The sequence below is a fragment of the Umezawaea endophytica genome (assembly GCF_025061645.1).
GTDB classification, from domain to species: Bacteria; Actinomycetota; Actinomycetes; order Mycobacteriales; family Pseudonocardiaceae; genus Umezawaea; species Umezawaea endophytica.
The window spans coordinates 15,434-41,526 of the sequence record NZ_JANYMP010000009.1; the positions used below are offsets into that span (position 1 = coordinate 15,434).

Annotated in this window: 30 protein-coding genes and 1 pseudogene; 13 read left to right on the plus strand and 18 right to left on the minus strand. The window is 67.3% G+C overall.

From position 1 onward, the window contains the following. A partial coding sequence (locus NZH93_RS19865; RefSeq protein ID WP_259624629.1) for an IS30 family transposase occupies nucleotides 1-828 on the plus strand: 828 nt, incomplete at its 5' end. A gap of 668 nt (nucleotides 829-1,496) precedes the next feature. Here the strand turns inward: NZH93_RS19865 and NZH93_RS19870 are convergent. Beyond that, nucleotides 1,497-1,991 carry a hypothetical protein gene (locus NZH93_RS19870; protein WP_259624630.1) on the minus strand — a complete coding sequence of 165 codons (495 nt, stop codon included), beginning with the start codon at nucleotides 1,989-1,991 and terminating at the stop codon, nucleotides 1,497-1,499. Further along, nucleotides 1,955-2,347 (minus strand): hypothetical protein, encoded by a 393-nt coding sequence (locus NZH93_RS19875; RefSeq protein ID WP_259624631.1) that lies wholly within the window; start codon nucleotides 2,345-2,347, stop codon nucleotides 1,955-1,957. Before NZH93_RS19875 ends, NZH93_RS19870 begins: the two co-directional genes overlap by 37 nt. A 314-nt stretch (nucleotides 2,348-2,661) precedes the next feature. Here NZH93_RS19875 and NZH93_RS19880 point away from each other — a divergent pair, with 314 nt between their 5' ends. The 4 genes and pseudogenes from NZH93_RS19880 (at nucleotide 2,662) to NZH93_RS19890 (ending at nucleotide 4,645) form a co-directional block, all read left to right on the plus strand. After that, nucleotides 2,662-3,759, plus strand: coding sequence for a DUF3644 domain-containing protein (locus NZH93_RS19880; RefSeq protein ID WP_259624632.1), 1,098 nt, complete (start codon nucleotides 2,662-2,664; stop codon nucleotides 3,757-3,759). A 98-nt stretch (nucleotides 3,760-3,857) separates the two neighbouring features. Next, nucleotides 3,858-3,986 (plus strand): annotated as a pseudogene (locus NZH93_RS51270) (P-type ATPase actuator domain-containing protein); the annotation flags it as partial. A gap of 25 nt (nucleotides 3,987-4,011) precedes the next feature. Beyond that, nucleotides 4,012-4,317: a P-type ATPase actuator domain-containing protein gene (locus NZH93_RS19885; RefSeq protein ID WP_259624633.1), complete on the plus strand. Its 306-nt coding sequence runs from the start codon at nucleotides 4,012-4,014 to the stop codon at nucleotides 4,315-4,317. Next, on the plus strand, nucleotides 4,289-4,645 hold the full coding sequence (locus tag NZH93_RS19890; protein WP_259624634.1) for an HAD family hydrolase: 357 nt from the start codon (nucleotides 4,289-4,291) through the stop codon (nucleotides 4,643-4,645). The genes NZH93_RS19885 and NZH93_RS19890 overlap by 29 nt, the downstream gene beginning before the upstream one ends. Here the strand turns inward: NZH93_RS19890 and NZH93_RS19895 are convergent. Then, on the minus strand, nucleotides 4,642-4,815 hold the full coding sequence (locus NZH93_RS19895; protein WP_259624635.1) for a hypothetical protein: 174 nt from the start codon (nucleotides 4,813-4,815) through the stop codon (nucleotides 4,642-4,644). The two genes, NZH93_RS19890 and NZH93_RS19895, sit on opposite strands and share 4 nt — an antisense overlap. A gap of 6 nt (nucleotides 4,816-4,821) precedes the next feature. On the opposite strand from NZH93_RS19895, the gene NZH93_RS19900 reads away from it, so the two are divergent. The 4 genes from NZH93_RS19900 to NZH93_RS19915 all read left to right on the plus strand — a co-directional run bounded on the left by NZH93_RS19900 (nucleotide 4,822) and on the right by NZH93_RS19915 (nucleotide 9,167). After that, a complete protein-coding gene (locus NZH93_RS19900) occupies nucleotides 4,822-5,346 on the plus strand; it encodes an HAD-IC family P-type ATPase (RefSeq protein ID WP_259624636.1) in 525 nt (174 codons plus the stop codon). A gap of 847 nt (nucleotides 5,347-6,193) precedes the next feature. Next, complete coding sequence (locus NZH93_RS19905) at nucleotides 6,194-6,886, plus strand: MEDS domain-containing protein (RefSeq protein ID WP_259624637.1); 693 nt, start codon at nucleotides 6,194-6,196, stop codon at nucleotides 6,884-6,886. Further along, the gene (locus NZH93_RS19910) at nucleotides 6,867-7,286 is read left to right on the plus strand and encodes a hypothetical protein (protein WP_259624638.1); all 420 of its coding nucleotides are present in this window, start codon (nucleotides 6,867-6,869) and stop codon (nucleotides 7,284-7,286) included. Before NZH93_RS19905 ends, NZH93_RS19910 begins: the two co-directional genes overlap by 20 nt. 198 nt (nucleotides 7,287-7,484) lie before the next feature. After that, nucleotides 7,485-9,167: a PucR family transcriptional regulator gene (locus NZH93_RS19915; protein WP_259624639.1), complete on the plus strand. Its 1,683-nt coding sequence runs from the start codon at nucleotides 7,485-7,487 to the stop codon at nucleotides 9,165-9,167. Between the two features lie 29 nt (nucleotides 9,168-9,196). On the opposite strand, the gene NZH93_RS19920 is transcribed toward NZH93_RS19915, so the two are convergent. Together NZH93_RS19920 and NZH93_RS19925 are read right to left on the minus strand one after the other, a co-directional pair. After that, nucleotides 9,197-9,499, minus strand: coding sequence for a putative quinol monooxygenase (locus NZH93_RS19920; protein WP_259624640.1), 303 nt, complete (start codon nucleotides 9,497-9,499; stop codon nucleotides 9,197-9,199). Nucleotides 9,500-9,633: 134 nt separating this feature from the next. Beyond that, nucleotides 9,634-9,801: a WhiB family transcriptional regulator gene (locus NZH93_RS19925; RefSeq protein WP_259624641.1), complete on the minus strand. Its 168-nt coding sequence runs from the start codon at nucleotides 9,799-9,801 to the stop codon at nucleotides 9,634-9,636. 263 nt (nucleotides 9,802-10,064) lie between these two features. On the opposite strand from NZH93_RS19925, the gene NZH93_RS19930 reads away from it, so the two are divergent. Both NZH93_RS19930 and NZH93_RS19935 read left to right on the plus strand, forming a co-directional pair. Then, nucleotides 10,065-11,219 carry a glutathione-independent formaldehyde dehydrogenase gene (locus NZH93_RS19930; protein WP_259624642.1) on the plus strand — a complete coding sequence of 385 codons (1,155 nt, stop codon included), beginning with the start codon at nucleotides 10,065-10,067 and terminating at the stop codon, nucleotides 11,217-11,219. Nucleotides 11,220-11,780: 561 nt separating this feature from the next. Beyond that, on the plus strand, nucleotides 11,781-12,749 hold the full coding sequence (locus NZH93_RS19935; RefSeq protein WP_259624643.1) for an aldo/keto reductase: 969 nt from the start codon (nucleotides 11,781-11,783) through the stop codon (nucleotides 12,747-12,749). Between the two features lie 260 nt (nucleotides 12,750-13,009). On the opposite strand, the gene NZH93_RS19940 is transcribed toward NZH93_RS19935, so the two are convergent. After that, on the minus strand, nucleotides 13,010-13,963 hold the full coding sequence (locus tag NZH93_RS19940) for an AraC family transcriptional regulator (protein ID WP_259624644.1): 954 nt from the start codon (nucleotides 13,961-13,963) through the stop codon (nucleotides 13,010-13,012). Between the two features lie 100 nt (nucleotides 13,964-14,063). On the opposite strand from NZH93_RS19940, the gene NZH93_RS19945 reads away from it, so the two are divergent. Further along, nucleotides 14,064-14,393, plus strand: a complete 330-nt coding sequence (locus tag NZH93_RS19945) for a hypothetical protein (RefSeq protein WP_259624645.1) — start codon at nucleotides 14,064-14,066, stop codon at nucleotides 14,391-14,393. Nucleotides 14,394-14,427: 34 nt separating this feature from the next. Here the strand turns inward: NZH93_RS19945 and NZH93_RS19950 are convergent, their stop codons facing one another. From NZH93_RS19950 to NZH93_RS20005, 12 genes are read right to left on the minus strand one after another with little or no spacing between them, the layout of a single operon-like run. Then, nucleotides 14,428-15,333 (minus strand): PrsW family intramembrane metalloprotease, encoded by a 906-nt coding sequence (locus NZH93_RS19950; protein WP_259624646.1) that lies wholly within the window; start codon nucleotides 15,331-15,333, stop codon nucleotides 14,428-14,430. After that, nucleotides 15,330-17,009 carry an FAD-dependent oxidoreductase gene (locus NZH93_RS19955; protein WP_259624647.1) on the minus strand — a complete coding sequence of 560 codons (1,680 nt, stop codon included), beginning with the start codon at nucleotides 17,007-17,009 and terminating at the stop codon, nucleotides 15,330-15,332. Before NZH93_RS19955 ends, NZH93_RS19950 begins: the two co-directional genes overlap by 4 nt. After that, a complete protein-coding gene (locus NZH93_RS19960) occupies nucleotides 16,987-17,250 on the minus strand; it encodes a UBP-type zinc finger domain-containing protein (RefSeq protein WP_259624648.1) in 264 nt (87 codons plus the stop codon). Before NZH93_RS19960 ends, NZH93_RS19955 begins: the two co-directional genes overlap by 23 nt. Beyond that, nucleotides 17,247-17,672 carry a hypothetical protein gene (locus tag NZH93_RS19965; protein WP_259624649.1) on the minus strand — a complete coding sequence of 142 codons (426 nt, stop codon included), beginning with the start codon at nucleotides 17,670-17,672 and terminating at the stop codon, nucleotides 17,247-17,249. Before NZH93_RS19965 ends, NZH93_RS19960 begins: the two co-directional genes overlap by 4 nt. Next, on the minus strand, nucleotides 17,669-18,109 hold the full coding sequence (gene trxA, locus NZH93_RS19970; protein WP_259624650.1) for a thioredoxin: 441 nt from the start codon (nucleotides 18,107-18,109) through the stop codon (nucleotides 17,669-17,671). Before trxA ends, NZH93_RS19965 begins: the two co-directional genes overlap by 4 nt. After that, nucleotides 18,106-20,733, minus strand: a complete 2,628-nt coding sequence (clpB, locus tag NZH93_RS19975) for an ATP-dependent chaperone ClpB (RefSeq protein ID WP_259624651.1) — start codon at nucleotides 20,731-20,733, stop codon at nucleotides 18,106-18,108. Before clpB ends, trxA begins: the two co-directional genes overlap by 4 nt. After that, on the minus strand, nucleotides 20,724-21,017 hold the full coding sequence (locus tag NZH93_RS19980; RefSeq protein WP_259624652.1) for a chaperone modulator CbpM: 294 nt from the start codon (nucleotides 21,015-21,017) through the stop codon (nucleotides 20,724-20,726). The genes clpB and NZH93_RS19980 overlap by 10 nt, the downstream gene beginning before the upstream one ends. Further along, nucleotides 21,017-21,898 carry a DnaJ C-terminal domain-containing protein gene (locus NZH93_RS19985; protein ID WP_259624653.1) on the minus strand — a complete coding sequence of 294 codons (882 nt, stop codon included), beginning with the start codon at nucleotides 21,896-21,898 and terminating at the stop codon, nucleotides 21,017-21,019. The genes NZH93_RS19980 and NZH93_RS19985 overlap by 1 nt, the downstream gene beginning before the upstream one ends. Before the next feature lie 6 nt (nucleotides 21,899-21,904). Then, nucleotides 21,905-22,393: a nucleotide exchange factor GrpE gene (locus NZH93_RS19990; RefSeq protein ID WP_259624654.1), complete on the minus strand. Its 489-nt coding sequence runs from the start codon at nucleotides 22,391-22,393 to the stop codon at nucleotides 21,905-21,907. A gap of 5 nt (nucleotides 22,394-22,398) precedes the next feature. Continuing rightward, on the minus strand, nucleotides 22,399-24,276 hold the full coding sequence (gene dnaK, locus NZH93_RS19995) for a molecular chaperone DnaK (protein WP_259624655.1): 1,878 nt from the start codon (nucleotides 24,274-24,276) through the stop codon (nucleotides 22,399-22,401). After that, on the minus strand, nucleotides 24,276-24,806 hold the full coding sequence (locus NZH93_RS20000) for a YflT domain-containing protein (protein WP_259624656.1): 531 nt from the start codon (nucleotides 24,804-24,806) through the stop codon (nucleotides 24,276-24,278). The genes dnaK and NZH93_RS20000 overlap by 1 nt, the downstream gene beginning before the upstream one ends. Nucleotides 24,807-24,815: 9 nt before the next feature. After that, nucleotides 24,816-25,223: an Hsp20/alpha crystallin family protein gene (locus NZH93_RS20005; protein WP_259624657.1), complete on the minus strand. Its 408-nt coding sequence runs from the start codon at nucleotides 25,221-25,223 to the stop codon at nucleotides 24,816-24,818. Nucleotides 25,224-25,500: 277 nt separating this feature from the next. Between NZH93_RS20005 and NZH93_RS20010 the strand changes: the two genes are divergently transcribed. After that, entirely contained in the window at nucleotides 25,501-26,013 is a 513-nt protein-coding gene (locus tag NZH93_RS20010; protein ID WP_259624658.1) for a hypothetical protein, read from the plus strand. The last annotated feature ends 80 nt before the right edge of the window (nucleotides 26,014-26,093 follow it).

Below are 26,093 nucleotides of genomic sequence, written 5' to 3' on the forward strand. Positions count from 1 at the left end.
TCCGCTGCCTGCCGGAAACGACCGAAGCCGCGGAAGTTGGAAGCGAACAGGGCACTTCATGACGCCGTGAACGAAGGCCTCGGCAAGAAGTGGTCCCCGCAGCAGATCAGCGGTAGTCTCACCGATCTTTTCCCCGGCGATATGAGTATGCGCGTGTCCCATGAAACGATCTATCAGGCGCTGTTCCTCCAGGCGAAAGGCGAGTTGCGCACTCAGCTGAGCCTGGCGTTGCGGACCGGCCGGACGCGGCGGATCGTCCCGCCGCGTCCGGTGGCGGCCAGGGGGCGGATCGCCGGGATGGTCAGCATCAGCGAACGGCCGAAGGAGGCCGATGATCGCGCCGTTCCCGGTTTCTGGGAGGGCGACCTGATTCTGGGCAAGGGGTGTAAATCCCAGATCGCGACGCTGGTCGAACGGCAGACCCGGTTCGTCATGTTGGTCCGGATCCCGTACGACCGGTCCGCGGAACGAGTGGCGTATTTGTTGGCGGCCAAGATGGAGACGCTGCCCCGGTTTCTGCGCGACAGTCTCACCTGGGATCAGGGGAAGGAGTTGTCCTCGCATGAGAAGTTCACGGTGAGGTCCGGGATGCCGGTCTATTTTTGTGATCCCCGGTCGCCGTGGCAGCGGGGGGCCAATGAGAACACCAATGGTCTTCTTCGCCAGTATTTTCCGAAGGAAACCGATCTGTCGGGGTATTCCCAGGCCGAGTTGGACGCGGTGGCGGCGGAGCTCAACGACCGTCCGCGGCAGACACTCGGCTGGAAGTCGCCACGCTACAAGTTGGACGAATTGCTGCTCGGAGCCAGTGACGCGTCCACCACTTGAGACCAAGCCCCGTTTAAGGGCTTTGAGTGTGTTGACGATGGTGGTGGCACCTGTCATCGATGTGGTGATGCTCGACGAGCATGGTGCCTGTGGGTAATCGCCGGTTTTATACGGGAGTGGGAGTCAAATGGGAGAATTCAAGGCGCGGCAACGGCACGGAACTGTACTCAACAGCTTCCAACGGCACCGCCGCGACCTGCGGGTCCAGTGTTTTCGCAGGTCGCGCACTTAATCGGGCGGCACTGGGGGTCAAGGGGTCGCAGGTTCGAATCCTGTCGTCCCGACGGTCTGAATCAGCCCGCTGATTCTGGGTAATAGCCCAGGTCAGCGGGCTTTTTCGTGCGCTAATAACGATCTTCGCATGATCGCTTGCAGGCCCTGTTTTCAACATCAACAGGGCCGCAGAAGGAGCGAAGAAGGAGCGAGCCGCTCCAGAATTTTGCCAGCGGGCAAATGTGGTCACCCCGAACGGGTGATCCGCCGCAACAGCGCCGAAAATGTCACCCGTTGGCGTGAACCGACGTGAACGAACCTCATCTGCGCCAACGTTCTGGCCACCTAACGGGTGCGCAGGTTCGAATCCCAGCGGGGTGAGCAGGGCGGCGACAGCTTGGCGAAGGGTGTCCGGGTTGGTTGGCATCGCAGTGCGACGTCAACGATGTTCGAGTTCAGTGAAACGGAGAATATCGACGGTGTTCGAGTAGCCGGAAGGCGTTGGCGGTGAGCTTGGTGGCGATCATGGACGCGCTGACCATGAGGCCGACCTCAATCGATGTGCGAACGAGCTTGATGCCTGGTGCGGACTGCTCGACGACGTCTTTGGAGAGGAGGCCGGTCGTGGCGCTCGAATCGCCGTGGGCGAAGGCGCTGCACATGCGCCACGTGGTTTCGCTCAGGTCTGCCCCGACACCGGGGGTCAAGTCACCTGCTCTCTTCACCATGGTCACGTAGTCGAAGCCTCGCAGGGCTTTGGTCGCAGCCCGCGCGTCGACAGCGATGCGTTGGTCGACATCGCTGGCGTGCTCTTGCTCGGCTGCCAGCAGCAACTCGATCAGTTGTTGTTGGCGTTGCTCGATGGTTCGTGGAGGAGAGTTCCCCGTCAGTTCGCGAAGCCGGTAGGCCGGTTTCAGTTCTTGCCATTCGAGCGCCAGCCGGTTGAGCACTCGTTCTCGTCGGGGAGGGCCGAGCAGCAAGCGTTCTCCACGGCGCCACGGATCAGACCCATCTGTGCGTAGGAGTGCAGTCGGACGTCGACGCGGTTGTCGAATTCCTGAGCCAGGCTGCGTTGCAGGCAGTGAAGGAAGTCGACTGCGGTCGACATCGCCATCCAAGCCCGGTGGCTCACTCGGTACGGATGTGTGCGCCTGTCATCGGTGGCCAGGGGACTGTGGGGGCGGACCTCCCACGCGCGCGACGGCTCTTCGGACGTTATTGCCTTCAGCCACGGCTTGATCTCGTCCAGTGTGGTGAGCAGGGCGCGGACGTCACGTGCCTCCGACTCGTCAACGTCTTTGAGCATCGGCCGAGACTAATCGCTGGAGCAAGTTGCGAGTGACTGTATTTCGCGGCCTTCAGCGTTGCCTGTTCAAGCAGTGATGTCACCGTGAGAGAACATGAAGGTGTCTCTTGAGAGAACGGGCCCTTCGCCAGTGACAAGAGGGGGTCTCGCTGCTTCGGCGCGGACCGCTGAGCTAAGCCTTCAGTCATGCAGTTACAAGACGCCTGCCTTGACCCGATCGGGTGCAACCACTGGCCTCCTTCGCGTGTGGAGTAACGCGTTGGCGCCAATCGGCGCTAATCAAGCACAGGCAGCGCGGAGCGAGGGAGGCATGGATGCCTCGACCGAAGAAGTTCTGGGCCATGATCGACGCCTCAAGATCCGAGGCATTCTTGGCCGCCAGGCTCTACAACGACCCTGCTGAGGCCCGTGCCTTCGAAGGTTTCGTCGTGCACATGCACCTTGCCTACCTTTACCTACTGCACGCCGTCTTCGCCCGCGACGACATCGACTTCCGCTACTGGAGACGCGATCTACCAAGGCGTCTGGAGAAAGTGGACGGTGAACCGAAATGCTGGGAGTTGGCTCGGTGCGCTGCGGAACGCTGGCCACGAACCGATCCGGTGCGAAGCAACGTCGAATTCTTCATCGCGCTGCGCAACAAGATCGAGCACCGGTATGCCTCACGGTCGCAACTGAGCCTGCAGGCTGCTCTCGGCGGGTTCGCTCAAGCGCACCTGCTCAACTACGAGGAAGAGCTCGTGGCGCAGTTCGGACCGCAGGCGACCTTAGCGACCAGCTTGCGGTTCCCGGTGTTCATCGGCAGCTTCACTGACCCCGGCGAGGCGACGCTTCTCCGGCTGAGAGCCGCACTGCCGGCACAGCTGAAGACGTTCATGGCCGAGTACCACTCGGGCCTGGCGGACGAGATCGTCAACGACCGGCGCTACGAGCTGCGACTCCGGCTCGTGAACGAGCTGGTACCTCGTGACCCGGAAGCCTTGGCGGTGCAGTTCACCAGGTACGACGACATGACCGAAGATCAAAAAAGTGCAGTGGAGACGCTCGGCAGAAAGGGCTTGGTCGTTGTTCGTGAGCAGCGCCGCGGCGTGGTCAACCTGGAACTCATGAAGCCCAACCGCGTGGTCCAGGAGGTCGCTGCCGAACTTCCTTTCATCTTCCACCGCGCTCACTTCATCAAGGCCTGGCAAAAACTCGAAGTGAGGCCGTGCGTTGGTTCGGAGCACCCTGAGCGCACAGATGAGCGTTACTGTTTGTACGACGAGATGCATAAGGACTACGGGTACACGAAGGCGTTCGTGAACAAGCTGGTCCGGCGCTTGAAGACGGCGAAGGGCTGGCGAGAGTTCTTCGGCGAGGAGCCGCGTTATAAGGAGTCCGGGGATGGATCCGGAGGTCTTGCCGCGGTCTAGCTGGAGATCGGCCTTGCGTGCAGCCGCAGAGACCCGCGACCGGACTGTCTGCGCCGTGCTGATTGGGAGTGTCCACGCATTGGTTGCGGCACGACATCGTGCTGGTCCGGCCGGGTTCTCGGCTACCCACCGATGGCACCGTGACCGACGCGACTTCATGGGTCGATGCCTCCGCCATCACCGGCGAGTCGATGCCCGTGGAAGCCGCTCGCGGCGAGACCGTCTACGGCGGCACCCTCAGGCCACGCCGCCTTGCGCGTCCGGGTGGAGAAGGCGTTCGAGGACACCGTGCTCGCACGGGTGATCCGCGAGGTCGAGGAAGCACAGCAGAACAGGGGAGCGGCTCAGTGCTTAGCCGACAAGTTCGCGGGCTGCTACACACCGTTCATGATCGCCGTAGCCATACTGATGACCGTGCTCGGACCGTTGACGTTCGGACTCACCTTCGCTGAGGCGTTCTACCGCGTGTTGGTCGTGCTGATCGTGTCCTGCTCCTGCGCACTGGTCTTTGTCCGTCCCGGTGAGCGTCGTGTCCGCGGTGACCCGCTCCGCCCGTGACGGAGTGCTGATCAAGGGCGGCACCTACCTGGAAAGCCTGGCACGGCTGAAAGCCGTCGCGTTCGACAAGACCGGCACTCTCACCCTCGGACGTCCAGTTCTCGTCGAGGTCCACCCGCTGCACGGAACCGACGCGAACGAACTCCTGCGGCTCACCGCCGCGGTCGAGGCCGCGGCAACCCATCCCATCGCTGAAGCGATCGCGAGAGCCGCCCGAGCCCGCGATCTCGCCGTCCGCCCCGCAGCGGACGTCCAGGTGATCGCAGGCCTAGGAGCACAAGCCACTGCGGAGGTCGTGTCATCGCCGTCGGAAGGGCGAGCGACCTAGGCGACGACCAAGAGGCGGTCGACGCGTTGGCCGCGATCGAGTCTGCTAGAGCCACCCCGGTCGTGGTCACCGCCGATCGTCAGAAGATCGGCCTGCTCGGAGTCGCCGACGAACTCTGCCCTGACGCAACGATCGCGATCCAATGACTGCGCGACCTCGGCATCACCCACACCACGATGCTCACTGGTGACCGCCAGAAGATCGCCGATGCCATCGCGGGACGACTCGGCATCACCAACGTGCGAACCCAACTCATGCCGGAGGAGAAGAGCGCCGCTATCAAGTCGATCCGCGACCAAGCAGGCACGGTCGCGATGGTTGGCGACGGTGTCAACGGCGCGCCCGCCCTGGCTACGGCCGATGTCGCGGTGGTCATGGGCGCGGTGGGCACGGATGTCGCACTGGAGACCGCGGACATCGCGCTGATGGCCGATGATCTGACCAAACTCCCCTACGCGGTAGCACTTGCGCGACGATCCCGCCGGATCATCAACCAGAACATTGTGCTGTCACTGACGGCGATCGTCGTCATGGTGGCAGCCGCACTGACCGGTGCGTTCACCCTCACCCAAGGCGTTTTCGTCAACGAGGTGTATGCGTTGATGATCATCGCTAACGGTCTGAGATTGTTGCGCGCCAACAAGATTGTGCGGACCGTTCCGACTTCAGCGGCAGCGGGTCCGGTCGCAGTCACTTCCTGACAGGAGACCAGGCGATGACGGAGTTTGCCGGGCAGCCTGACCTGTTGGTCGACGTGAGCACCCAGGACGAAGTGGTGAGCCACCCGGTTCCGGTGGACATCACCGCTCGTTCCGCGACCTGCGGACCTAGCGTCCTAACATGGTGTTGTGACCAGGCGTGATTCTGACCTGCGGCGACTCGTGACATCAGGCCGCTGACCTGCTGGTTCAGTCCGGTCGCATCCGGCTGGAACCGGTCGTTTTGGACCTGTGACGGCCTGTGGACGGCCTGATCTTGGTCCGTTGTAGGTGTGTTCTACCGAAAAGTTCACATGTTGGCGCACTGAATCCGGATGCCGCCGCTTGGTAGTGCGTTGTCTGGTCGTGCTGGTCGAGATCACGCCGAGAGCGTCAAGGCCGCATCGGGAACGGTGTGAGCGGCGATTCCTGCCTCAACCCTGTGGTGGTACCGGCAGCCTTTGACGCGGATGACCGCTTGACCACCCGCACCACATCACACTTGTCAGCGTCAGCTCTTCGTGCTGTACGGGCGCGTCGCATACCGCTGATGCCGAGCTGTGCGAGCCGCGAGTCGATCTGGCCGAATACCGTCATCGGGTCGGCATCACGGGGTCGGTCCGTCTCGTGCTTCGACTCAGCGGCGTGAATCGGGCTGGCTCCGCTCGATCTCCGAGGACACATGAGGACGTCAACGACGATCCAGGGGCGAACCTGAGATGGCTTCGTGCCGCAGACTTCGGCGCGCCGATGGTTGCCCGACCCGGTAATTTGGGCCTGCCGGGCCGATGCGCGGCCGGAGCTGAACGACTACAACTTTCTGCACCGATGTAGTAGACCAAGGAGGTCGGTGCCCGTGGCATCCGGTCACGACAGGTCCACTGTCGAGCAATCCGCCACCATCGGTGGCTTGCCGGTGCGCACACATGATCACATGTGTCTCCTGTACCGAGGTGACGAACAGCGGGACGAGCTGATGGTGGCCTTCCTCGCCGAAGGCGTCCGCGCCGGTGACCGGTGCTACTGCATGATCGCGCCTGACAACGCCCGAAGGATCGCGACGGCGGTGTCCGATCGCACCGAGCAGGCCGCAGCGGGTGTGACATTCGAAGGCCTGGGTCGGCTCGAGTTCATCGGTCCGGATGGAAGCCATGTGCGCGGCGGAGAGTTCGTGTCCGACCGGATGCTGGAGTTCTGGGAAGACTGGGGAACAACGACCTACGAGCGCGACGGCGTGGCCTATGCGCGAATCATCGCGGACATGAGCTGGGCCAAGCCGCTCGTCGATGCTCCCGGCTTTGTCATGGACCTGGCCCGCTACGAAACCCGGTTCACCCTTTGGGCCCGCCGCCACCCCCAGGTGACCGGGTGCATGTACGACCTGGACAGGTTCGACGGCGACGTGATCGTCCCGATCGTGCGAGCGCACCCGAGGGTGTGGATGAACGGTGTGGTCCTGACCAACCCGTACTTCATGGAGAGTGAGCACTTCTCGGCTGCCGAAGCGAACGAGCTGATCGGCGATGCCGCCGCGCCCCGTTGATGATTCCCTCGGCGACGACACGAGCCACCAGCCGTTCTGGGCCCATGCCCGGATCGACGGGACCGCGCTCGATGTCCTCATCACGCTGGCCCGTGCGCTGGCCACCCGCTGGGTGGCGCAGGACGTGGCCGAACGGTTCGGCCACAGCGTGGCGCTGGAGGCTGCGACCGTCGTGATGGGCAGCGACGGCACGTTCGACCTCTGGGAGGAGCCGGGACGGTTGATGTGCCACATCGCCCGCAGCGGAGCGCCCGGCGGGACCGCCCCGCAGCCGAACCCGCAGCGGCTGCGGCTGGCGAGCCGGACCGCGAGGACGAACACGCACGAGGCCCGGTCCGCCATCGTGGTCGAGCGCAGCCCTGGCCGGGTCACGCTGTCGCTTTCGGTACCGTTCGAGTGACCGGACCGCCCCGGACGGCGGACCCGAGCACAATGACGGATCACCGCTCCGGACGGGACATGCGGCCATGCTGATGGAACCCGGTTATTCGTACCAGCGAGCCGCTGAAGACATTCCAATCGACCGCAGCCGAGTAGTGTGCCGCACATGGCCGCTGGCCAGCCGGGGCCGCGTCAGCCGTTCGGTTGGGGAGCCGTGATGGACGATCGAGAGCATCTGGTCGCGCTTCGCTCCCAGATGTCGAACGTCTCCAGCATGTTCGCGCTTGCGATGGTCATGTTCGATCGAACCGAGGAGCAGGACATCCTGCGGCTGGCGGTCAGCTCGGTCGGCGCTCTGGGTCCATTCCGCGCGCAGGGCTCGTACCGGGTGGATGAGGCCGGGATGCACAGTTCGGACGGTGACAGCCGCCTCATCACCCCGCTGATCGAGCTCGCCGGCGCGGACGGCACCGTCGAGATACCCGGAGTCGCCTGGTCTTGCGCCTTTCCGATGCGGGCGCTTGGCGGGCACACCGGCTACCTGGTCGTCTCGGCCGATCAGGAGCCCTCGCCCGACCGGCGATTCCTGTTGACGACGCTGGCCCAGCTGACCGGAGCGGCCCTGGTCAGCGCGGGCCTGCACCGCAGGGAGCGGGCCAGCGCCATGGAGTTGGGTGAGCTCAACACACGGCTCGAGTCGACCAACGAGCAGCTTCAGGGCGCCGTGGCGGACCTGCAGCAGCGTCAGCGGATCCACGAGGTCCTCACCCGCGTGGCGGCCCACAGAGGCGGTACGGCCGGGATCGCCGACGCGGTGCACGACCTCACCGGGTTGGCCGTCGTGGTCGAGGACCGCTTCGGCAATCTTCTCGCCTGGGCCGGGCCGGGTCGCCCGCATACCTACCCGGGGCCGCAACCGCGGATCAGAGCCGACCTGCTGACCAGGGTCGGGCGCAGCGGGCGGGCCGTGCGGCACCGCGATCGGATCGTGGCGGTCGCCCAGCCACGTGACGAGGTGCTGGGCGTGCTCAGTGTGGTCGATCCCGGTAACCAGGCCCAGGAGCGGGACATCTTCGCCCTTGAGCACGGCGCGGTCGTGCTGGCCGTGGAGCTGGCCCATCAGCGGGCAATGGCCGACGCCGAGGTGCGGTTGCGCCGGGATCTCGTCGACGACCTGCTCAACGGGGTCGACAACGAGAGCGCTTGGGCACGCGCGGCGGCCATCGGGCACGACCTGCATCAACCGCACCAGGTGGTGGTCGCGCGGTGGGGCCCGGTGGATGACGAGGAGGTGGTCACCGCTCTGAGCCGGGCCGCGACCCAGGTGCTGGGAGCGGCCATGCTGACCACCCGCCAGCGAGGCGCGGCGGTGCTGCTGGTGCCGCGACCGGATCCGGTCGGTGGGCATCCGCCGTGGACGGAACTGCACCACGCCGTGGCGTTGCTGGTGCGGTCGCCTAACGGGTCGATCGGTGTGGGCCGGCCGTGCGCGGAACCGGCGGAGCTTCCGCGGTCCTACTCCGAGGCCGTGCGCGCACTCGAGGTCAGGAGGGCGGCCGTAGGGGCCGGTGGTGCGACCACCTTCGACGAACTGGGGATCTACCGGCTGCTCGTGGCAGGCGCGGGCGACGGGGAGGTACGGGAGTTCGTCAGGGAATGGCTCGGGCCGCTCATCGACTACGACTCAGCGAACCGGTCCGAACTCGTCGCCACGTTGTGGCAGTACTACGAGTGCGGCGGCAACTACGACGCCACCGCGGGCGCACTGACCATCCACCGCAGCACCCTGCGCTACCGGCTGGGCCGCATCCGCGAGCTGACCGGGCACGACCTGGGCGCTGTCGAGAGCCGGTTGAACCTGCACGTGGCGTCCCGTGCCTGGCGGATCCTGAACGGATAGGGCGCCCGCCCACCACCGCCCTTCCCTGCTCACGGCAGCTTCGACGCGACGACGTCGAGCTGCGCGATGTCGGGCGCCTTCGCGAAGAGCTCGTCGGCCCTTGCTCCGAGCGCCTGTCCGACCTTGCCTTGCAGGTGGGCCGTGCGGCCGGCGTCGTCGGGGAAGAAGTCGACGATCGCGAACGTCGTCGGTCCGAGCTTGAGGGCGAACCAGGCCACGGTGGCCGGTTCGTCCGCGACCAGTGAGCGACCGGCCGTGAGGAACTCCTCGACGTTTGTCTCCTTGCCCGGCAGCGCCTCCAGCATTACCAGCAGTCCCACGGTTACCGACATGTCGCTCTCCTCGGGTTCCTTCGATCTCTGGTTCTCGATCTCTGTGGGGACCGAGCATGGGGGATGCGGGCGGGTACACGCATCGGCCCGTCAGGCCGGATCCGGAGGGTGTCGTTGGGCGTGCCGGGCCAGGATCACCCCGCGCCCTGCTCAGCGCTCCCGGCCCGGCCCCGGCGGAGCTCGCGGCGTTCGTGCACGTCGAGCCCTCCCCAGACCCCGTCGTTCGACGCGTGGAACTGGGCCGAGTGCAGGCACTCCGGCCGGACCGGACAGCGCTGGCGGACCGCCTTCGCCCAGGTCACCTACCGCTCCGATCACGACGGTCCTGGCGAGTTCGCCAGGCAGTGCAGATGCGCATCGAGCCGTTCGATCTCGGCTCCGGCCGCCTGTTCGAGGAGAAGGAGGACAGGTGCGTCCGCGGTGTTCCGGTGCCAGGCGCCTCCTGGACCGGCTCGCGGCCCCAGACTTCGCCCTGCCGGGCTGAAGCGGTGTCGCTGATCCCACCCGCAGCATGGAACGCGGACCGGGACGTGCAACACCACCGACCGCACCGGAAAGGATCGCCATGAAGGCAGTCGTGTACCAGGGCCCGGAGGACATCGCCGTCACCGATGTGCCGGACGCCCGGATCGAGGACCCGAACGACATCCTCGTCCGCATCACCACCACCAACATCTGCGGATCCGACCTGCACATGTACGAGGGCCGGACGAGTTTCGAGACCGGGCGGACCTTCGGCCACGAGAACATGGGCGAGGTCGTCGAGGTCGGGGACGCCGTGCGCAAGGTGAAGGTCGGCGAGTACGTCGTGTTGCCGTTCAACGTCTCCTGCGGGTTCTGCAAGAACTGCGAACGCGGCCTCACCAACTACTGCCTCACCATGCAGCCCGAACCGTCCTTCGCCGGGGCGGCCTTCGGGTTCGCCGACATGGGTCCCTACCAGGGCGGGCAGGCCGAACTGCTGCGTGTGCCGTACGGCGACTTCATGGCCCTGCGCCTGGGCGAGGACGCCGCCGAGCGCCAAACCGACTACGTGATGCTGGCGGACATCTTCCCCACCGGTTACCACGCCACCGAGATGGCGGGGGTCAAGCCCGGTGATCAGACGGTGATCATGGGTGGCGGCCCGGTCGGGCTGATGGCCGCCTACTCCGCGATCCTCAAGGGCGCTGGCCGGGTATGGGTCGTGGACCGGCACCCGGACCGGTTGGCGCTCGCGGAGAAGATCGGCGCCATCCCGATTGACGACTCCGCGCAGGACCCGGTCGAGGTCATCAAGGACGCCACGCTCGGACTCGGTGCCGACAACGGCTGCGAGTGCGTCGGGTACCAGGCCCACGACCCGCAGGGCAACGAGGACGGCGCCCTGACCCTCAACACACTGATCGACGCTGTTCGGTTCACCGGGAAGATCGGTTGCGTCGGGGTGTTCGTCCCGAGCGACCCCGGAGGCCGGGAGAAGCAGCGGGCAGGCGAGCTCGAGGCCGAGGGCAAGCTGGCGTTGGACTTCGGGATGATGTGGTTCAAGGGGCAGACGATCGGCACCGGGCAGTGTCCGGTGAAGAAGTACAACCGCGCACTGCGGGATCTGATCGCGGGCGGAAGGGCACACCCGGGCTTCATCGTCTCCCACGAACTACCACTCGACAGGGCACCCGAGGCATACCGCAACTTCGACCGACGGGAAAAGGGGTGGACCAAGGTCGTGCTGCACCCCTGAGGGCCGGTCCGTTGCCGTCGGTCGGGCCCGTGCCCGACCGACGGCCCACCTTTGCTTCAGCACCACCGGGAGCCATGTCGTGGAGCAGGATTGGGCTGGTCACCTTTTCGTCGCACTGAGCACCGCAGCCTGCGACCTACGTCTGGCGTGGCGAACATTCGGTCAGGCTCAGGCGGGCCAACCACGACTTACAAGATCAACCAAGCCTGCGCCGGTCGCTCATTCCGGTATCCGGGGCGCAGGAGGCGGGGGAAGTGCGGCCACCGCGCCGCCGAGTCCGCCGTGCGGGCCGGGAGCGGATCGCTGGGCGCTCTGGTTCGGATCTTCCTACCGCCGGTCTCATCACCGACACCGATCGACTCGGTCGACTTCAGGAAGCGGACGAACCGCTACCCGATAGCCTGCTCGGAGAACTCCTCTAGTGACGTGCCACAAAACGTTGACCCGATAATCGATCGGTTCGGGTGATCGGCCAGGCTGGTCTCGCACGTCGAGTGCGGCAGCAGCAGTAAGCCGCGCCCCGACTTGCTTTTGACTGCGCCATCAACCGGAGGCGATGACGTGGAGTACGCACGGTTGGGCGACACCGGTCTGAAGGTGAGCCGGATCGGGCTGGGCTGCATGAGCTACGGCGACCCGGCCGCCGGACTGCACCGGTGGACCTTGGACGAGGACGGCGCGGCCCCGTTCTTCCGGCAGGCCGTCGAACTGGGCGTCACGTTCTGGGACACCGCGAACGTCTACCAGGGCGGCACCTCGGAGGAACTGGTCGGGCGGGCGATCACCACGTTCTCCCGCCGCGAGGATGTCGTGCTCGCCACCAAGGTCAGCGGGCGGATGCACGACGGCCCCGGCGGCAGCGGCCTGTCCCGCAAGGCGATCCTCGAACAGGTCGACGCCTCGCTGCGGCGGCTGGGCACCGACCACGTCGACGTCTACTACGTCCACCGCTTCGACCCCGAGACGCCCGTCGCGGAAACCATGGCCACCCTGGACGGCCTGGTCAGGGCGGGCAAGGTCCGCTACCTCGGCGCGTCGTCGATGTGGGCCTGGCAGTTCGCCAAGATGCAGCACGTCGCCGTGGTGAACGGGTGGACGGCGTTCTCCGCGATGCAAGACCAGTACAACGTGCTCAAGCGGGAAGAGGAGCGGGACATGATCCCGATGTGCCTCGACCAGGGCGTCGGCCTGACCCCGTACTCACCGCTGGCCAAGGGCAGGGCGGCGCGACCGTGGGGCGAACAGACCGCGCGGTCGTCGTCGGACACCGTGGCCAAGGCCTTCGACCGGGCCGCCGACCAGCCGGTCGTGGACGCCGTCCAGCAGGTCGCCGAAGCCCGCGGGGTCCCGATGGCGCAGGTCGCGCTGGCGTGGCTGCTGTCCAAGCCGGTCGTGTCCTGCCCGATCGTGGGCGCGACGAAGCCGAACCACCTGTCGGACGCCGTCGCGGCCCTGGACCTCGCGCTCACCGCCGAGGAGATCAGCGCGCTGGAGGAGTCCTACACACCCCAGGACAACTACTGGTGGTGATGTCCTCCGGCTGCCCCCTGCGGACAACAGTCGGGCGAACACCGTTGGATGACGGATGCACAGCTACGAAACCGTGCGTCGGGGACCTCCGAGGCGGATGAAGACGATTCGTCAGGCGGATAGTGCCAGGCAGGCAGAGGCGCTTCACTGGATGTGTGGATCTTGAATCGTGCGAGGGCGGACTCGATACGCGGGACATCCGGTCGGCGGTCGCCCGCGACGTTGACGTGTTCGTCACCGGGAGCAGTGCCCCCTTGGGGTCACTGGTGTTTGCGGCTTCTTCTGAGCGTCTCGGACGGAGCCTCCCCGAACCGCTGTCGGTACGCGCCCGCGAACCGTCCCAAATGGACGAATCCCCAGGAGGTGGCGGCGTCGGTGACGGTCAGGCCCGGCGTCGCCGCTGTGAGGTCGTTGTGCACCCGGCCCAGTCTCACATCACGCAGATACCCTGTCGGCGACGCCCCGGTGTGCAACTGGAACCCGGCCTGCAGTGCTCGCGCCGACACCGCGACCGCCGCCGCCAGGGAGGTAGTGGTCGACGGCTCATGCGGTCGTTCCTCCAGCAGCTCCACGGCTTGGCGTACTGGCCCCCGTGGAATGCGGCGCGATGTCGCCAGGTCCTGGTGGTGATCGTGCCGCAGGGTGAGCAGGAGGCCGTCCAACACGAGTTGTTCCAGCGTGCGTGCCGCTAGGGGGTGGCGGCGCAGCAGTTCCGGCCCCTCGAACTCCCGCAGGAACGGGGCGAGCACGTCCAGTACGCCCCGCTGCGGTGCCGTCGCGAACCCGATCCGGTTCACCTGGTGCCCGAGCATGGCCGAGAGCCGTTGTTCCAGCGCCACCCGCTCCACCATGAGGCACAGTTGCGCGCAGTCGGCGCTCCACTTGATCGACGCGGGCCGACCCGGTGGGTACGCGACAGTCTCGGCGGTACCGGCATCCACTGACTTGCGTCCGAACGACGACTGCGCACATCCCTCCACCGGCATGTCGAAGTGGTAGGCGACCGCGTCGGTCGTGCGCATGTCGACCTCTTGGCCGTACGCGAGGTAGGCGGCTGTGAGCGAGCCGAGCCGGACCGCGTTCAGCCGCATGTCGAGCCGTGTTTCGCGGCTTGTGGGCGAGATCTGGTGCGGCAGGAACACTCGGGTGACCGAGTCCTCCGCCTCGTCGATCCGAGTCGCACGGGTCACCGGATGGTTGAGCAGTCTTTCCACGACTCACAGGATGCCTGAAGGGGGACGCTTGCGACGTAACCCAGAAGTTTGACGTGTTCTGCTGTTGGTGTCGACGAGGGATCATCACGGAGGGTGCTGAATGGACGCACTGAGCGCTGCGGAGGCTTCGGACAGGTATGGCAGGTTCCTCGAGGACCGTGGGTTCGTCATGCTGCGCGAGCACGGCGGCCTCGATTTCACGGCCGAGTCGGCCGGCGGTGTGCACACGGTCGTTGTCGTACCCCACTGCCTCACCGGTGTCGAAGTGAGCGAACTCCACAAGCCCGGCACGACCGTTGTCTTCTCCGGGCCGGTGGACCCGGAGCTCGTGGACCGTCTCACCATGTCCAACATTCCGGTCGTCTGGTGGAACGGCTCGATCTGGAACGGGTCGGGCTCGGCCTACGCGGCGGGCATGACGTCGATGTGACGGGAGTCGGCGCTCGAACTACGCGCGAAGTCGCTCAGATCGAGCCGACGAGCGGGCCTGTTCGGACGCGGTAGACGCGTGACGGCGTGCGTGTCTCGCGGTGCGATCGGCGGACCAACGACCAAAGCCACAGCAGGCCGACGACGGAGATCAGCGCCAGACCCAGCCAGGTGGCCGCGGTGTAGGCGGTGACCTGGGTCGGCGTCGGCTCGGGAACGGCGCCGCGCAGCAGGACCTCGTACTGCCACGGCTCGCCCGTCAGCGCCAAGGTGACGAGTACCGCGATCATCGACATCGAGTCCCACAGAGCGTGCAGCAGGGACACCCCGAGGAAGGCGAACACCAGCCGCCACGTCAGCACGAAGTGGCGCCGGGTGCTCCACGCGAAGAGCGTGCCGCCGAGTATCGCCGTCCACAGGCCGTGCCCGACCGGTGCCAGCAGTCCGCGCAGCAGCTCGGTCGTCACCAGGTTCGACAGGGACAGCCCGGAGGCGGTGAACAACGAGGTGAGCGCGTACCCGGCGGACTCGAAGGCGGAGAAACCGAATCCGACCGACGCGCCGAGGATCATCCCGTCCCGCACGGATTTCACCGCGAGGTGCCTGGTCAGCAGCGCCAGCGCGCCGAGTTTCACGGCTTCCTCGATCAGGCCCACACCGACGTACATCCACACCGACGGGTTCAGCAGGTAGGCCTCGAGCGCGGACGCGCCCAGCACTCCGAGCACACCGCCGACCACGAACGTGCGCAACACCAGCTCCGCGGTGATCTCGCCGGAGTCTCGGCGCTCGAACGCCCACGTCACGAAAGTCACCGGTACGAGGAAGCTGCCCAGCAGCACCAGCGTGGGGATCAGGATGGGGTTGCTGGTCAGGTAGGTGACACCCGCGGTGAGCATCCACAGCGCCAGGCCTGCCAGGAACAGTCGCCGCCAGGTCATGTCCTCGCTCCGAACGAGAGGTGTTCGTGGACGAGCCGGACCACCATCGCGCCCTCGCCGACCGCGGAGCCGACTCGTTTGATCGAACCGCTGCGCACGTCGCCGATCGCGAACACGCCCGGCCGGTTCGTCTCCAGCGGGAACGGTCTCCTTCCCCTGTGCCACCAGACGTCGTTGGTCGTGACGTGCTCACCGGTCCGGACGAAACCGTCCTCGTCGAGCGCGATCAGCGAGGAGAGCCAGGCGGTGCACGGGGTCGCGCCGATGAACACGAACAACGCCCGCACCGGCAGCGTGCGCCGGTGGCGGGTCTGGTTGTTCTCGACGACCAAGCCCTCGATCTCCTTGTCGCCCAGCAACTCCACGATCTCGGTGCACAGCAGCACCTCGATCCGCGGATGCCGCATCACGCGGTCGACCAGGTAGCGGGACATGTTCTTGTTCAGGTCGGCGTCGCGCACCACCAGGTGGACGCCGGGCACCCGGTCGGCGAGGAACACGGCCGCCTGGCCCGCCGAGTTGCCCCCACCCACGATCGCGACCGGGTTCGCCTGGCACGTACGGGCTTCGTGGATCGTGGCGGCGTAGTGCACGCTGGTCGCCTCGAAGTCGGCGAGCCGGGGCAGGGCGAGCCTGCGGTAGCGCGCGCCCGTCGCGATCACCAGCGATCGCGTCCGGACCTGTGACGAGTTGTCGAAGCCCACCACGTAGTGCCCGTCGCGCGGGGAGAACGTGACCGCCTCCACCGACACGTTCACCGGCACGCCGAACTTCTCCGCCTGCAGCACCGCGCGTTCGGCGAGTTCCGGGCCGGAGATGCCTGCCGGGAAACCCAGGTAGTTCTCGATCCGCGACGTCGTGCCGGCCTGGCCGCCTGCCGCGATCGAGTCGACGGCCACCACGTCGAGCCCGTCCGCCGCGCCGTACACGACGGCCGCGAGGCCGCCGGGGCCCGCGCCGACCACGAGCAGGTCGGTCATGTCGTTCGGGGGAGACGACGCGTGCAGACCCAGCACCTGAGCCAGTTCCCGGTTGCTCGGGTTGCGCAGCGCCTCACCGCCGGGAACCACCACCACGGGGGTCTCGTCGATGGTGACGCCGAACCGGCGCAGCAGTTCCTCGGCGTCGGTGTCCGTGTCCGTGTCGACCAACCGGTGCGGGATCCGGTTGCGCGCGGCGAACTCCAGCAGCCGTTTGGTGTCCGGTGAGAAGCACGAGCCGACGATCTGCAGTCCGCTACCCCTGCCGATCAGCACCGCCCGGCGCATCAGGTACGCGCGCAGGACCAGGTCGCCCAGCACGGAGTCGCCGCGCACCAGTTCGCTCAGCCGGTCCGCGGACAGCTGGACGACCTCGCCCGGCTGTGCGACGACGGTCGTCACGAACGACGGCTGCCCTTCCAGCAGACCGAGTTCGCCGAGGAACCGGCCAGGCCCGTGCACCCGCACGACCTCGCCGTGCTCCAGCGCCTGCACAACACCGCTGACGATCACGAAGAAGTCGTGGCCGCGGTCGCCCTCGGCGTACAGCACCTCTGCCTCTCGTGTCGGACGCCGTGTCCCGTACCGCGCTACCTGGTCGATCTGGTAGCCGTCGAGGCGGGGGAAAGCACCGTGCTCGTCTGGTGTTTCCCGCAGCCCTGGTGAAAGCTCGTCAGACGAAAGCTTGATGGACATAGCACCACCGCCAGTTCTCGCCGGGTTCCATGGAACGCACGATCGGGTGGCCGATGTCGAAAGCGTGCCTGCGCGCGTGCTTCATCGGCGAGGAGTCGCAGCAGCCGACGTGCCCACAGGTGAGGCACAGTCGCAGATGGACCCAGGGGGTGCCCGCGATGAGGCACTCCCGGCAGCCTTGAGGGGTCTGCGGCACGACGTTGCTCACGAGTGCGAGGTGTTCATCCACGACCGTGGTCATCGGTCCTCCCGCGTCACGTCGTCGAGCACCAGCGACAGACCGATCCCCAGCAACCACACGTCCTTCGCCAGCGAGATGCCCTGTTCGGTCGGTCGCAGGCTGCGTTCCCGTCGCATCCCCGGTGTCTTCAGGTAGAGCCCCAGCAACCCGCCGGCGAACCCGGCGAGCGCGGCACCGGCGATGACCGCGGGCACCAGTGGAACGAGCAGCGCCACGCCGGTCGCGATCTCCCCGGCCGCGAGCAGCCTCGTGAACCGCTGGGCGTCCAGCTTGCCCAGCACCGGGTACGTGGTCGCGGCGAAGCCTTGCAACGACTCGGCGGTCTGCCGATCGGCGTGCAGCTTGCCGAGTCCCGAGTTGAGCACGTACGCGCCCGTGGTGACGCGCGCGGGCAGTTGTCGCAGCAGAGATCGGCTGATCATGTCCTCACCTCCGGAACGAGAGCCTCGTCAAGCCAGGCGCGCAGCTGGGGTGCCGGCACCGCGCCGGGTTGCCGCGCGACAACCTCACCGTCGCGCAGGATCATCAGCGTGGGTATCGAACGCACGTCGAACCGCTCCGACAGGCGAGGTGCGCGGTCCACGTCCACCCGCACGAGCTTGAGGTCGCCCGCCCGCTCGTGCGCGAGCAGGTCCAGCACCGGGCTGACCATCCGGCACGGCCCGCACCACGTCGCCCACATGTCCACCAGCACGGGAACACCCGCCTGCTCGGCCACCTCGGCGAAATCGTCGTCGAGCGCGTCGACGATCCACGGCAGTGGCCTGCCGCAGTTGCCGCACTTCGGCTTGCCCTGTGCGGCCACGGGTACGCGGTTGGTCTTGCCGCAGTTCGAGCACTCGATGCTGGTCGTCCTCATGCGGCGGCCCTGCTCTCACCGGACGTGATCACGGACAGCTCGCCGTCGACCACGTCCACCCGGATCGTCGCGCCCTCCGGCACCTCACCCGCGATCAGCGCCCGTGCCACGCGCGTTTCGACCTCGTGCGCGATGTAGCGGCGCAGCGGTCGCGCACCGTAGACGGGGTCGAAGCCACGCCTGGCGATGAACTCGCAGGCCGGCGCGGTGAGCTCGACGCCGATCCGGCGTTCGGCCAGACGGGCGCGCAGCTCGGCGAACTGCAGGTCCACGATGCGTTCGATCTGCTCCAGCCGCAGTGGCGTGAACAGCACGATGTCATCGACTCGGTTGAGGAACTCGGGCCGGAAGTGGTCGCGCAGTGACGCCAGCACTGCCCCGCGCGCGTCCGGTTTGATCTCCCCGTCGGGGGTGACGCCGTCCAGCAGGTACTCCGAGCCGATGTTGGACGTCATGATGATCACGGTGTTGCGGAAGTCGACCGTGCGGCCTTGCGCGTCGGTGATCCGGCCGTCGTCGAGCACCTGGAGGAACGTGTTGAACACGTCCGGGTGCGCCTTCTCCATCTCGTCCAGCAGCACGACGGAGTAGGGCTTGCGCCGCACCGCTTCCGTGAGCTGGCCGCCCTCGTCGTAGCCGACGTAGCCGGGAGGCGCGCCGACGAGACGTGAGACCGTGTGCTTCTCCTGGTACTCGCTCATGTCGAGGCGCACCATGTTGTCCTCGCTGTCGAACAGTGCCGCCGCCAGCGTCTTCGCCAGCTCGGTCTTGCCGACCCCGGTGGGGCCCATGAAGATGAACGACCCGATCGGCCTGCGGGGGTCCTTCACGCCGGCTCGCGCTCGGATGATCGCGTCGGCGACCAGTTGCACCGCGTCGTTCTGGCCGATCACCCGCTCGTGCAGGATCTGGTCCAGCTTCAGCAACTTCTCCCGCTCGCCCTCCTGGAGCCTCGACACCGGGATACCGGTCCACGCCGCGACTATCTCCGCGATCTCGTCCTCGGTGACCACTTCCTTGAGCAGCCGGTGTGCACCCTGTTTACCGGCGAGGCGCTCCTCCTCGGACGCGAGCTGGCCTCCCAGTGCGGCGAGCGTGCCGTAGCGCAGCTCCGCGGCCCGGTTGAGGTCGTAGGCGCGTTCGGCCTCTTCCGCTTCGCGGCGCACGCGTTCCAGCTCACCGCGCAGGTCCTGGACGCGCCGGATGGCCTGCCGCTCCGCCTCCCACTGCGCGGTCATGGCGTCGAGTTCGGTGCGGAGGTCGGCGAGCTCCTTGCGCAGTGCGGCCAGTCGCTGTTCGCTGGCCTGATCGGTTTCCTTGGCCAGCGCGGCCTCCTCGATCTCCAGCCGGGTCACGCGCCGCGACGTCTCGTCCAGTTCGGCGGGCATCGAGTCGATCTCGGTGCGCAGCCGCGCGCACGCCTCGTCCACCAGGTCGATCGCCTTGTCCGGCAGGAACCGGTCGGTGATGTAGCGCTGGGACAGCACCACGGCGGACACGATCGCGGCGTCCTGGATCTTGACACCGTGGTAGACCTCGAGGCGTTCCCGCAGGCCGCGCAGGATCGAGATCGCGTCCTCCGGCGACGGCTCGGCCACGACCACGGTCTGGAACCGCCGCTCCAGCGCGGCGTCGGACTCGATGTGCTTGCGGTACTCGTCGAGCGTGGTGGCACCGATCATGTGCAACTCACCGCGCGCGAGCATCGGCTTGAGCATGTTGCCCGCGTCCATCGACCCTTCGGCTGCACCCGCGCCCACGACGGTGTGCAGCTCGTCCACGAACAGCAGGACCCGGCCCTCGGCGGCCTTCACCTCGGCGAGCACGGCCTTGAGCCGCTCCTCGAACTCGCCGCGGTACTTGGCGCCCGCCACCAGGGAGCCCATGTCGAGGGAGAAGACCGTCTTGTCCTTGAGACCTTCCGGCACGTCGCCGCGCACGATCCGCTGCGCGAGCCCCTCGACGATCGCGGTCTTGCCGACGCCGGGCTCGCCGATCAGCACCGGGTTGTTCTTCGTCTTGCGGGAGAGGATCTGGACCACCCGGCGGATCTCCGCGTCCCGGCCGATCACCGGGTCGAGGTCGCCGGTCCGAGCGTCGTCCACGAGGTCGCGGCCGTACTTCTCCAGGGCCTCGTAGGTCCCCTCGGGCGTTGCGCTCCGCACGCGTTGGTTGCCGCGGATCCTGGTCAGGCTCTCCAGGAACCGGTCCCGCGTGATGCCGTGCCGCGCCAGGACTTGGCCCGTTTTCGTGGTGTTGCCCTCCTCCGCCAGCGCGAGCAGCAGGTGCTCGACGCTGACGTACTCGTCCTTGAGCCGCTTGGCTTCCCGTTCCGCGGCGTCGAGGAGGCCGAGCAGGCGGCGGGTGACGCTGATCTGCCCTGGTTGGACACCCGGTCCGGTCACCTTGGGACGGCGGGAGAGTGCGGTCCGCACGTCTTCCGCCAGCGCCCGCACGTTCACGTCCGCCTGGGTGAGCAGGCGCGGCACCAAGCCATCGGGCTGCTCGACCAGTGCCAGCAGGAGGTGTTCGCCGTCGGTCTCGGTGTGCCCGAGCCGCTGGGCGACCTCCTGGGCGGACTGCAGCGCCTCCTGGGACTTCTGCGTCAGCCGGTTCATGTCCATGGTCGATCACTCCCGCGCAGTTGTGCTTCCAGGACTCGGATCCGGTCGAGCAGGTCCAGCACGAGCCCGACCGCGTTGTAGTTGAGCGAGAGCCCGCCGCGCAGTCGCTGGATCCGCGCGACGCGGGCCACGGTGCCCGGCGGGAACCACAGCCGCCCGCCATCGTCCACCGCGCACTCGACCAGCCCGAGCGCCGCGAACCGGCGCACCATGTCCGGGTGGAGTCCGGTGTGGATGGACACGCGGTCGACGCTGAGTTCGGCCGGTTTCGTCAGGACGTACATCACGTGCCTCTCGGGTTGAAGTCGGAGACCGCGGCGAGTTCCTCGAAGAGCTCCCGTTCCCGCTTGCCGGGAGATTTCGGCACCATGACCTTCACGACCGCGTAGAGGTCACCGGCCTTGCCGCGCGGGTTCGGCATGCCTTCACCGCGCAGCCGCAGCCGTCGTCCGCTCGACGAGCCCGCCACCACGCGGACCTTCGCCTCACCGCCCGGCGTCATGATCGGCACGGTGGCGCCGAGTGCCGCCTCCCACGGCGCGACCGGCAGGTCCACGATGATGTCGCGGCCTTCCAGCCGGTACCGGGGGTGCGACGCGATCCGGACCACCAGGAACAGGTCACCGGACGCGCCGCCGACGGATCCGTGCCCACCCTGGCCGGACAAGCGGATGCGCTGACCGTCCACCACGCCGGGCGGAACCGTCACGTCCAGCGTGCGGTCGCCGATCGTGAGCCTGCGGTGGCCGCCCCGGTAGGCGTCCTCGACCGAGAGCGCCAGCTCGGCCTCCTGGTCGGCACCCGGAATCGGACCGCCGCGGCCACCGCGCCGGAAGACCCCGCCGAACAGGTCCTCGAAGTCGAAGTCCTCGAACCCGCCGTAGCTCGGCCCGCTCGTGTACACCGTGCGCCCCCGAGGAGCGCCTTCGTCGTAGTCCTCCGGGACGCGGCGGAAGTCCGCGCCGAACTGGTCGTACCGCTTGCGTCGCTCCGTGTCCGACAGGACCTCGTAGGCCTCGCTGATCTCCTTGAACCGGTCCTCGGCGTCGGGGTCGCGGTTGACGTCCGGGTGGTACTGCCGCGCGAGCTTGCGGTAGACGCGCTGGATCTCCTCGGTGCTCGCTCCGCGTGGCACGCCGAGCGCCTCGTAGAAGTCTGTGGCCACGTCGTCTCACTCCCGTGCGCGCGCCACCGCGACGGCGGCGGGACGCAGATCGCCATAGCCGGGCCGCAGCACGCGCACGACTGTGTTCGGTGGCGCTTCCGGGTCGTCCAGCACCGTCACGACCTCGTGCACAGCCGGGTCGAACGGCACGCCGGTGGCGTCCTGGCGCGGATAGCCGAGCCGGGCGAGCACCTCGACGGCCTGGTCGAGGGTCGCCCGCACGCCTTCGGCGAACGCGTCGTCGGAGGCGTGCCCGAGCGCGAGCTCCAGGTTGTCGAGCACCGGCAGCCAGGCCGACGCCACCCGCGCGCGCTCGGTCGTGAGCTGACGTTCCAGCTCGCGGTTGTGCCGTTTGCGCACGTTGTCGAGCTCGGCCATGGCGCGCAGCCAGCGGTCCTCCAGCTCGGCGACGTCCCGGTCCGGGGCCGGCGCAGGAGGGGGTGCGCCGGCCCCGGTCTCGGCCGCGGAGTTCGCGGCGTTCCCCTGGGTGGTCATCGCGATCAGACCCGGTCGAAGTCCGCGTCGATGACGTCGTCGTCCGAAGCCGCGGCCGAGCTCCCGCCGGAGGAGGGCGGTGGCGCGGACGACCGTGCCGCCATCAGGCCGTTCAGCACCTGGGTGAGCTCGTCGGTCAGCTCCCGCACGCGCTCCACCGGCACCTCGTTCCGCAACGCCTCGCGGGTCTCGGAGACCAGCATCTCGGCGCGGGCCTTCTCGTGCGCCGGCGCGTTGTCGGCGAGGTCGGACAGGGCCTTCTCGACCTGGTAGGCGATCGAGTCGAGGGTGTTGCGGGAGTCCACGGCCTCGCGCAGCCGCTGGTCCTCCGCCTGGTTCGCCTCGGCGTCGGTCACCATCCGCTCGATCTCGGATGTGTCCAGGTTCGAGCTCTCGCTGATGGTGATGCCCTGCTCCGCGCCCGTGTCCTTGTCACGGGCGGTCACTTCGAGGATGCCGTTGGCGTCGATGTCGAAGATGACCTCGACCTGCGGTTCACCACGCGGAGCGGGCCTGATCCCGCTGAGCTGGAACCGGCCCAGCACCCGGTTGTCGGCCGCGCGTTCCCGTTCGCCCTGCAGCACCACGACGTCCACCGCGGGCTGGTTGTCCTCGGCGGTGGAGAACACCTCGGAGCGGCGGGCCGGGATCGTCGTGTTCCGCTCGATGATCCTGGTCATCACCCCGCCGCGGGTCTCCACGCCCAAGGACAGCGGGGTCACGTCGAGCAGCAGCACGTCCTTGACCTCGCCCTTGAGCACACCGGCCTGGACGGCGGCACCGAGTGCCACGACCTCGTCCGGGTTGACGCTCATGTTCGGGTCCTTGCCGCCGGTCAGGCGGCGGACGAGCTTCTGCACGGCCGGGATCCTGGTCGATCCACCGACGAGGATGACCTCGTCGATGTCGTTCGCGGACACCTTGCCGTCGGCCATGGCCTGCTCGACCGGGCCGAGGCAGCGCTCCACCAGGTCGGCCGTGATCTGCTCGAACGTCGACCGCGTGACGGTCTCGGTCAGGTGCTTGGGGCCGCCGGAGTCGGCGGTGATGAACGGCAGGCTCACCTGGGTCTGCGTGACCGAGCTGAGCTCGACCTTCGCCTTCTCCGCCGCCTCGGACAGCCGCTGCAGCGCCTGGGCGTCGTTCCGCAGGTCGATTCCCGTGTCGTTCTCGAACTTGTCGGCCAGGTGGTCGACGAGCCTGCGGTCGAAGTCGTCGCCACCGAGGTGGGTGTCACCGGAGGTGGATCGCACCTCGACCACGCCGTCGCCGACGTCCAGCAAGGACACGTCGAACGTGCCGCCGCCCAGGTCGAACACGAGCACCGTCTCGTGTCCCTTCCTGTCCAAGCCGTACGCCAGTGCGGCCGCCGTCGGTTCGTTGATGATCCGCAGGACCTCGAGTCCCGCGATCTTGCCCGCGTCCTTGGTCGCCTGACGCTGCGAGTCGTTGAAGTACGCGGGTACGGTGATCACCGCCTCGCGCACCTTCTCACCGAGGTACTTGCTCGCGTCGTCGACCAGCTTGCGCAGTACCTGTGCGCTGATCTCCTCCGGCGCGTGGAGCTTGTCGCGCACCTTGAAGCGCACCGAATCGTTCGGTCCGGGAACGACGTCGAACGTGACCGACCTCGTCTCCTCGCCTACCTCCTCGAACCGACGGCCGATGAAGCGCTTGGCCGAGTAGATCGTGCCGTGCGGGTTCAGCACGGCCTGGCGCCTCGCCAGCTGGCCTACCAGGCGTTCGCCGCTCTCGGTGAACGCCACGACGGACGGCGTGGTCCTGGATCCCTCAGCGCTCGCGATTACAGTGGGCTGGCCGCCCTCCACGACCGCGATCGCGGAGTTCGTCGTGCCCAGGTCGATTCCCACCGCTGTGGCCATTACGACGCACCCCCCGCGGGGGTCATGCCTGCGAGCAGCCGCTGCGCCTCGTCGGCGATCTCCTCGTCCACGACGAGGTCGTACCGGCTCGGCACCATCATGGTCACGGAGCTGAAGTCGCGCCTGCCACGCTGCATCGCGTAGAAGATCACGCCGATGACCGCGCCGATGACCGCGCCGAACAGCAGGCCGTACAAAGCGAGCGCGACCGCGGCGACGAGCGGGTTGAGAAGGTCGAACAGTCCGAAGACCCAGCCGAACAGCAGGCCGGGAACGGCGCCTGCGGTGGCACCGTTCAGCAGTGCGCGGCCCCAGTTCATCCGGCCGACGACCTGCTCGACCATGCGGACGTCGACGCCGATGATCGCGGTCCGGTCGACTGGGAACTCGTTGTCCGCGAGGTGGTCGACGGCGCGTTCGGCGTCGCGGTAGGCGGTGAACGACGCGATCGTGCGCCGCTGCGACGCACTCGGCGCGATGTCACCTTCGGTGTCACCGCGCGCATGCGCACTCGAGTGATATGTGGTCATGGCTGCCCCTCAGGCCTTGACGGCCGTTTGCTCGGAAATTTTGATCATGCGAGGCTTGCTCGACTCGGCGATCGGAATGGTCAGCACGAGCACGCCGCGGTCGAACTCGGCGGTCACATCACCGGCGGCGAGCATGTCGCCGAGGAAGAGCTGCCGGATGAACTCCCCGTGCGGCCGTTCGTCGATCAGCACCTCGTCGTCCTCCTGCCGCAGCGAGGCGCGCCTGACCTTGACCATGACCACGTTGCGTTCCACGGTCACGTCGACGTCATTGCTGTCCACACCCGGTAGGTCGAGTGCGACGATGCACCGGTCACCGCGGCGGAACGCCTCCATCGGCACTGCGCGTGACGTGAGGACTGCGTGCTCGGAGAGTCGGTCGAGTTCGCGGTACGGGTCGAAACGCATCAATGTCATCTGAGCTCTTCCCCTTCTGGATCTTGTGTTCCGGGGGACGTGCATTGCATTCACCCTGACGAAGACACGCGGGTGTCGCGTCGCCCTGCGAGGACGAAACCCGCCCTCCGCATTGGACCCGGCAGTACGACGCCATCGGCACCAGGCTGCGTGACGGACCAGCGATTACGCGGGGGAGGCGTGGCTGTCGGAGCCGGAGACCTGATCAGCTGGGCTCGCGCCCAGCTGTCCAATCTCCACGTCCTCCTGGTGCTCCCGGCGTGCCAGTCTCGTGGCCATGCGCGTCCGCGTCCGCCCGGCCGGGGAGGCGCTGTTCCGAGCGGTGGTGCACGAACTGAGCACTGACACGGGCGTGGTCGCCATCGGTGGGATCCTCGACACGGGCGAGAGCCGCGCCGAAGTCATGTCGTTCGTGTCGGAGTGGCTGGGCGGCCTGATCGATTACCACAACACTCGAGACGCGGACATGGGTGGAAACTCGATTGAACCTCCACGTCGCGACTCGCGCGTGGCAGGTGCTGCAGGGGTGGTGATGAGTGCGACGTTCGACGGCGTGAAGTTCGAGATGAACGCACGCTCTTCGGGCACGATTGAACGCTGGTCTGGGGTGAACAGGCGTTCGGCGCACGCACTGCGCTCCTACGACCTGGACGTATTCGATGGCGACGTGATCATCTCGATGCCGCATCCTCTGGGCAGTGCGCCAAGCCGCACACGGTTACCGCCGGCAGGAGTGCCGGGAGAAGCTCCGGAAGTGACACCTCAGGTCCACAGCCTGCCGGGGACTTGAAAGCGTCGCACGCGGATAGCGACGAGTCGTCAGGCGGATAGTGCCAGACAGACAGCGACGGTTCACTGAAATCGTGGATC

Bases quoted from the DNA above. Each gene is read 5' to 3' on its own strand.
- NZH93_RS19875 (WP_259624631.1), bottom strand. From the start codon at position 2,347: ATGCTCAAAGACGTTGACGAGTCGGAGGCACGTGACGTCCGCGCCCTG.
- NZH93_RS19880 (WP_259624632.1), top strand. From the start codon at position 2,662: ATGCCTCGACCGAAGAAGTTCTGGGCCATGATCGACGCCTCAAGATCC.
- NZH93_RS19900 (WP_259624636.1), top strand. From the start codon at position 4,822: ATGCTCACTGGTGACCGCCAGAAGATCGCCGATGCCATCGCGGGACGA.
- NZH93_RS19910 (WP_259624638.1), top strand. From the start codon at position 6,867: ATGCCGCCGCGCCCCGTTGATGATTCCCTCGGCGACGACACGAGCCAC.
- NZH93_RS19915 (WP_259624639.1), top strand. From the start codon at position 7,485: ATGGACGATCGAGAGCATCTGGTCGCGCTTCGCTCCCAGATGTCGAAC.
- NZH93_RS19920 (WP_259624640.1), bottom strand. From the start codon at position 9,499: ATGTCGGTAACCGTGGGACTGCTGGTAATGCTGGAGGCGCTGCCGGGC.
- NZH93_RS19930 (WP_259624642.1), top strand. From the start codon at position 10,065: ATGAAGGCAGTCGTGTACCAGGGCCCGGAGGACATCGCCGTCACCGAT.
- NZH93_RS19945 (WP_259624645.1), top strand. From the start codon at position 14,064: ATGGACGCACTGAGCGCTGCGGAGGCTTCGGACAGGTATGGCAGGTTC.
- NZH93_RS19950 (WP_259624646.1), bottom strand. From the start codon at position 15,333: ATGACCTGGCGGCGACTGTTCCTGGCAGGCCTGGCGCTGTGGATGCTC.
- NZH93_RS19955 (WP_259624647.1), bottom strand. From the start codon at position 17,009: ATGTCCATCAAGCTTTCGTCTGACGAGCTTTCACCAGGGCTGCGGGAA.
- NZH93_RS19960 (WP_259624648.1), bottom strand. From the start codon at position 17,250: ATGACCACGGTCGTGGATGAACACCTCGCACTCGTGAGCAACGTCGTG.
- NZH93_RS19965 (WP_259624649.1), bottom strand. From the start codon at position 17,672: ATGATCAGCCGATCTCTGCTGCGACAACTGCCCGCGCGCGTCACCACG.
- trxA (WP_259624650.1), bottom strand. From the start codon at position 18,109: ATGAGGACGACCAGCATCGAGTGCTCGAACTGCGGCAAGACCAACCGC.
- clpB (WP_259624651.1), bottom strand. From the start codon at position 20,733: ATGGACATGAACCGGCTGACGCAGAAGTCCCAGGAGGCGCTGCAGTCC.
- NZH93_RS19980 (WP_259624652.1), bottom strand. From the start codon at position 21,017: ATGTACGTCCTGACGAAACCGGCCGAACTCAGCGTCGACCGCGTGTCC.
- NZH93_RS19990 (WP_259624654.1), bottom strand. From the start codon at position 22,393: ATGACCACCCAGGGGAACGCCGCGAACTCCGCGGCCGAGACCGGGGCC.
- dnaK (WP_259624655.1), bottom strand. From the start codon at position 24,276: ATGGCCACAGCGGTGGGAATCGACCTGGGCACGACGAACTCCGCGATC.
- NZH93_RS20000 (WP_259624656.1), bottom strand. From the start codon at position 24,806: ATGACCACATATCACTCGAGTGCGCATGCGCGCGGTGACACCGAAGGT.
- NZH93_RS20005 (WP_259624657.1), bottom strand. From the start codon at position 25,223: ATGACATTGATGCGTTTCGACCCGTACCGCGAACTCGACCGACTCTCC.
- NZH93_RS20010 (WP_259624658.1), top strand. From the start codon at position 25,501: ATGCGCGTCCGCGTCCGCCCGGCCGGGGAGGCGCTGTTCCGAGCGGTG.